The sequence below is a fragment of the Desulfobacter sp. genome, assembly GCF_050177295.1.
On the sequence record NZ_JBFXHE010000276.1, the window covers coordinates 1 to 6033 of the forward strand.

The 6033-nt window shown below is 52.1% G+C and carries 5 protein-coding genes; all 5 read left to right on the forward strand.

Annotated features, from left to right (window positions below):
* Nucleotides 1-1183: thioesterase domain-containing protein (locus AB7U36_RS16635; protein ID WP_428160819.1), on the forward strand; the 1183-nt coding region annotated here is incomplete at its 5' end.
* A gap of 18 nt (nt 1184-1201) precedes the next feature.
* The gene (locus AB7U36_RS16640) at nt 1202-2359 is read left to right on the forward strand and encodes a linear amide C-N hydrolase (RefSeq protein ID WP_428160820.1); all 1158 of its coding nucleotides are present in this window, start codon (nt 1202-1204) and stop codon (nt 2357-2359) included.
* A gap of 15 nt (nt 2360-2374) precedes the next feature.
* Complete coding sequence (locus tag AB7U36_RS16645; RefSeq protein ID WP_428160821.1) at nt 2375-4477, forward strand: heavy metal translocating P-type ATPase; 2103 nt, start codon at nt 2375-2377, stop codon at nt 4475-4477.
* Between the two features lie 13 nt (nt 4478-4490).
* Nucleotides 4491-5567 (forward strand): ACP S-malonyltransferase, encoded by a 1077-nt coding sequence (fabD, locus tag AB7U36_RS16650; protein WP_428160822.1) that lies wholly within the window; start codon nt 4491-4493, stop codon nt 5565-5567.
* A 33-nt stretch (nt 5568-5600) separates the two neighbouring features.
* Nucleotides 5601-5999: a hypothetical protein gene (locus tag AB7U36_RS16655; RefSeq protein WP_428160823.1), complete on the forward strand. Its 399-nt coding sequence runs from the start codon at nt 5601-5603 to the stop codon at nt 5997-5999.
* Nucleotides 6000-6033 lie beyond the last annotated feature (34 nt).

Genomic DNA, 6033 nt, shown 5'->3' on the forward strand with positions numbered 1-6033 from the left:
GGTCACGGAAACAGAAAAAATCATTGCCCGGGTCTGGGCCGAAACCCTGGGACTGGAACGGGCCGGCAGAAATGAGGATTTCTTTGATTCCGGCGGTGATTCCCTCCTGGGCATCAAGGCCCTTGCCCGATTAAAGGAACACGACATCCGGGTAAGCCCCCGCATGCTCTTTGTCAACAGCCGGGTGGCGGACCTGGCCCGGGCGGTCCGGGAGCCCCAGCCAGATGCCGGTAAAATCCGGATATTTTTCGTGCCTGGCCTGGACCAGAGTGTGTTTGATGCGGTTCATCTTGAAAATAATCTGCCCCGAACCGTACAGCTCCATACCTTGCTTCCCTTTGACAACGGCGGGGACAGATTTCTTTACACCTGCCTGGACCAGATGGCTGCGGGCTACCTGGAACGGATAAAATCCATTCAACCCCAGGGTCCTTACCATTTCATGGGATATTCCTGGGGCGGCAAGGTGGTGGTGGAACTGGTGAAACGACTGACAGCCCAAGGCGAACAGGTGTCGCTGGCTGCATTGATTGATTCATATTATTTCAATTTCAATACATTCACCCCGGACGAAAAGAGGTTTTACCTGGCCACGGCCCATTTTTTCAAAGGCAATTACCTGTTTTCCTTCCTGGGCAAAAGGCATGGCCTGGAACTGCCGCCCGGAGAGATCAACACCCACCTTTTGCGCATGAAGGGCATGGACAACCAAGAGATGCTCGCCTATCTGAAAGCATCGGTACCCATGCCCCAAAAAGAGGAGACCACAAAACAGGAACCGGGAAACAGGATACCTGCCCGCGCATTGCTGCAATACCTGGACACCTTTGACGACTGTGAAATAATTGACCGTGATCCCCTTGACCTGGATTTTAATGCCCCCCCAATGGTTTTTTTTTCAGCCACGGAAAATAATCCGGACAGCCAGGCTATGAGCCTGTTCATGGAGGAATCCATGGATTTAAACCTATATTCAAAAATCGATTCAAAAGTGGATTCAAAAGACCTTGCATTATCCGCCCCGGCACCTGCTGCAATATCAGCGATAGACAGCTGGGCCCTGTTCAAAAATAATTTTGAGGAAGTGAAGATCCGGGCCGGCCACCGGTCTATCCTGTCAGAACCCCATGTCAAAATAATCACGGACTATGTCACAAAAAAGCTGGTCCCCAACCAACCTTGACACCATAAGGAGAACCCAATGTGTACCGACTTTATTCTGCCGTTAGAAGATGCGACCCAGGCAAAAATTTCCGCCAGGACCATGGATTACGGGAATTGCGCCGCATCGCCAAACGTCACCGACCTGGTCAAAGTCCCGGCCGGAATGAACTTTGAATCCCTTGCCCCCACCCACAAACATTCCCTGGCCACAGGCCACAAATGGGTCAACACGTACGGCTTTGTAGGGACCTGGCTCCACCCCGCCGCCACGACCTTTGAAAAGGATATGGACGCAGACCCCACAAAACTGACGTATAACGACGGACTGAACACGGCCGGGCTTTCCGCCGCCGTACTCTGGCTTGCCTACTCGGAATACGAAGAACCGGGTGAAGAGGCCGAATGCCTTGAGATCGCTCATATCGCCGGATATGTCCTGGGGACCTGCGCCACGGTGGCGCAAGTCCGGGAGAAGCTGGACAAACTCACGGTATGGGCCCCGGAGATATGGGAAAATCTTCTGGCCAACCATCTTTGCGTCCATGACGCCAACGGCGACAGCCTGGTCCTGGAGTTCACCAGGGGAAATAAAGTATATTACAATAATACCATTGGCGTTTTGACCAACGGCCCCACCTTTGACATGCATGCCACCCAGTATTACTATCATTACAAGTCCATGACAAACAAGGACAACAACCGCGACCGCTATATCCAACTCAGCGAAGACGAATCAGGGGTGTATCATATCCAGCAGGGAAACGGGTTTCAATTCGAAGTGTTATCCGACGGCACCTTTGGCCTGCCCGGAGACAGTACATCGCCCTCCCGCTTCGTCCGGACCGCTGTCCTGAAAGAATTCGTTCCCCGGACCTACGACAACCGGACAGGGGTTCAATACGCATTACAGATCCTGGGCAGAATCGCCGTGTGCGAACAAGAGGTTTTGACCCTTTACAACCCGGATGGAAAACCTGAGGAACCCCGAACCACCTATAACCCGACCTTATGGCAGGTCGTCCGGGACCATAGTGATAAAATTCTGTACTATTCCACCCGTTTGAACCATAATCTTTACTCTGTCCGGTTAAACGATCTTAACTTAGATAAAGGAAGCGCCTGGGGCATACTGCCCATGGAAAACGATCAATGGTGCACCGACAATACAGCCAGCCTGGACAAGCCGGTAAAATAAACGGGAGAATACACTATGTTTTTCGGACTGGAACTGTTGGCCCTCACATATATCGGCACCAAAATATGCGAGGTCCTGACCGAGGAGCTGCCTCCGCCCCAACGCATTGAGGAAGACGACGCTGAAAAAGGGACAACCGCAGAACCCCTGAGAGGCGCCGTGGCCGACCAGACCGATGAAAAATGTCAACTCCGCTATGTGAAGACCAGCGCCGCAGCCATGGGACTGTTTGCCGCCAGGCGTTTCATTCCCGGCGGCCTGTTCCTGGGGGTGGCCACCTATCTTTACAGTGTCGTTCCCTATATGAAAAACGTTGAAAAATCTCTGCTGCGTGACAGAAAGGTCAATGTGGACGTGCTGTTTTTCACCGCCGATGCCCTGACATTTTGCACCCGAAATTATTTTACCGCTGCTTTTGGCCTTTACCTGATTCACACGGGAAAATTCATTGTGAAAAAGGCAAAAAACGACTCCGCCCAAATCGTCCGGCACCTGTTCAAGGAGCTGCCTAAAACCGTCTGGGTGCGGTACGGTGAAGTGGAAATCGAAATCCCCCTGGAAGAGGTCAAAGCGGATGATCTTCTCATCGTCAACAGCGGCGGCGTAATTCCCGTTGACGGGATCATCCGGGAAGGCGCCGCCCAAATTGACCAGCAGGCCCTGACCGGTGAGGCTCAACCGGCGGAAAAAAAACAAGGGGATTGTGTTTTCGCCAATACCATTGTCATGGCCGGAAAGATAGTGATCCAGGTCAATACATCCGGCGATGAAACCACCTCGGCCCAGATCGCCGATACCCTGCTCAAGTCCGTCAGCCATAAATCAGGTGTCCAGCTCATGGGAGAAAAATGGGCCGAGCAGATGACCTTCCCCATGCTGGTTTCCTCCCTGGCGGCCCTGCCCTTTATTGGTCCGGCGTCAACGGCGGTGTTTATCAACAGCCACATCGGTGTCCGCATCAAGCTATATGCCCCCCTGACCACGTTAAGGCACATCAGCGAGGCATCCATGGACGGTATCCTGGTCAAGGACGGGCGGGCATTGGAACAATTGTGCCTCATTGATACCATGCTCTTTGATAAAACCGGCACCCTTACCACGGGGCAGCCCGAGGTCAAAAGCGTGACCCCCCGGGGCAGACACACGGAAGACAAAATCCTGGCCTATGCCGCGGCAGCGGAGTGCAAGCAGACTCACCCCATTGCCAGGGCCATCCTGGAAAAAGCCAGGCAAAGGGGAATTTGCCTCCCGGATATCGAGGATTCCCAGTATCACATGGGGTATGGGATCTCGGTCCAACTGGAAGGCAAACGGATACGGGTGGGCTCGGACCGCTACCTTGAACAGGAAGGGATCAAGGTTCCCAAGGTGGTTCTCAGACAACAGGAAACCGCCCTTGTTTCCGGCAATATTTTTGTTTTGGTAGGCGTGGACCGCTATGTCGGCGGCTTTATTGAGCTGCAGCCCCAAATCCGGCCGGGAACCCGGGAGATGATTTCCCGGTTACGGGCCCTGGGCGTCAATCAACTGGGTATCGTTTCCGGGGACCATCAATCCCCCACCCGGAAACTGGCCGACGAACTGGGTATGGATACCTGCTATTACAATATCCTTCCTGAAGACAAGGCCCAAATCGTGAAAGACCTCCAGGCCGAAGGACGAACGGTCTGTTTTATCGGTGACGGGATCAACGACAGTATTGCCCTGAAAAAAGCCAATGTGTCCATATCCGTTTCAGGGGCCAACGCCATTGCCCAGGACATGGCGGACATCGTTTTTATGGATGGCACCCTCAATCACCTGGTAGATACTGTTGAGCTGTCCAAACGGCTGGATATTAATCTGAGAAGAAGCCTGGCCCTGTGCCTGATTCCCGGGATGCTGAACTTTGCCGGTGCCTTTATATTAAATTTCAAGATCATGACCTCCCTGTTAATCAACAGCGGATTCGGATTCCTGGGCGCATCCGACTTGTTCTACACAAGAAAAGAAGAGCCGCCGGAATCCGCCCAGGCCCAGCCTGCCCCCCAAAACATCCAACAGAACACCCCGCGGCTGGTAAGTCCGGCAAAACCTTTGAACGAAAATGATCAAAATGATGATCAAAAAATGGAATGATGAGGAGATACAGATGAAGACTTTTCTTTTTCCGGGGCAGGGCTCCCAAGCCCGGGGAATGGGCGGCTCCCTGTTCGACGAATACCGGGAATGGGTCCGGAAGGCCGACGAGATCCTGGGTTATTCGATCAGGGAACTGTGCCTGGAAGATCCCCAAAGGGAATTGAACCAAACCCAATTCACCCAACCGGCCTTATATGTGGTCAATGCCCTGTCCTATTTTAAAAAAATCGACGAATCCGGCCAAAAACCCGACTATGTGGCGGGTCACAGCCTGGGTGAATTCAATGCCCTGCTGGCGGCGGAATGCTTTGATTTCGAGACCGGCCTGACACTGGTCCGCAAACGCGGGGAGTGCATGGGCCGGGCCTCCGGGGGCGGCATGGCCGCCATCCTGAATGCCGGCAAGGAAGATATCGAAACCATATTAACGGAAAACGGATTCACCCAGATAGACCTGGCCAATTTCAATACCCCATCCCAAATCGTGATATCAGGTCCCGAGGATGAGATCCAAAGAGCGCAAAGCCTTTTTAATTACGGCAAGGTCCGCTTTCACCGGTTGAATACCAGCGGTGCGTTCCATTCCAGGCACATGCAGCCGGCAAAAGAGGAATTCGATGGGGCATTGGCCAAGGTAAATTTTTCAGGATGCCGCATCCCCGTTATCGCCAACTTCACGGCCAGGCCCTACCAGGACAGTGATATCGCGGCCAATTTATCAAATCAGCTCACAGGCTGCGTAAAATGGTCGGAAAGCATCCAGTATTTAATGGGTCTGGGGGAGATGGCATTTGAAGAGATCGGCCATGGCAGGGTGCTCACCCAGATGGTGGACAAAATCCGCAAGGAGACGCCCCCGGCCCAAACCGCCACAACCAACCGGACCGCGCCTTTGTTAACCGCTGATGAAAAGGTGCGGCAATGGAACCAGGACCACCCGGTGGGCACCAGGGTAAGATCCGCCATCATCAAGGATGAGGTATTGGAAACCAACAGCCAGGCTGTTGTCCTGTTCGGACACCGGGCCGCCGTATACATGAAACAATACAATGGGTACTTTGACCTGGATGAAATCACTCCCTGTTGAAAGTTCCCGTCCAACTATGTAAGGAGAAAACAGATGACCAAAGATGCTAAGATAAAAAACACTGAAATAGATAATACAGACATAGCGTATGATTATTCAACATTCCGTGCGCCGGTGAACAACCGGTACAATGGAAAAAAAATTTACGGCTGGTTTTCCGAACCGGATATCCAATGGTACAGGAATACCGCAGCGGATCTGTATGACGGTCTTATGGTGGAAATAGGCGTCTGGCAGGGCGCCAGCCTGTTGAGCATCGCCGATATATGCGCGAAAAACAGCATCAGGCAGATTGGTATTGATCCGGCTTTCCACAATGAAGATGAGTTAAAACAATTGATACTCGACTATCAAGTTTTTTCTAATAAATTGATATTACTGAATATTACCGTGCTTTCAATAAATTCCAAATTATCTTGGTATAATTTTTAAAATGCAATAATATCAACCTGTTATTCTTTTTTAA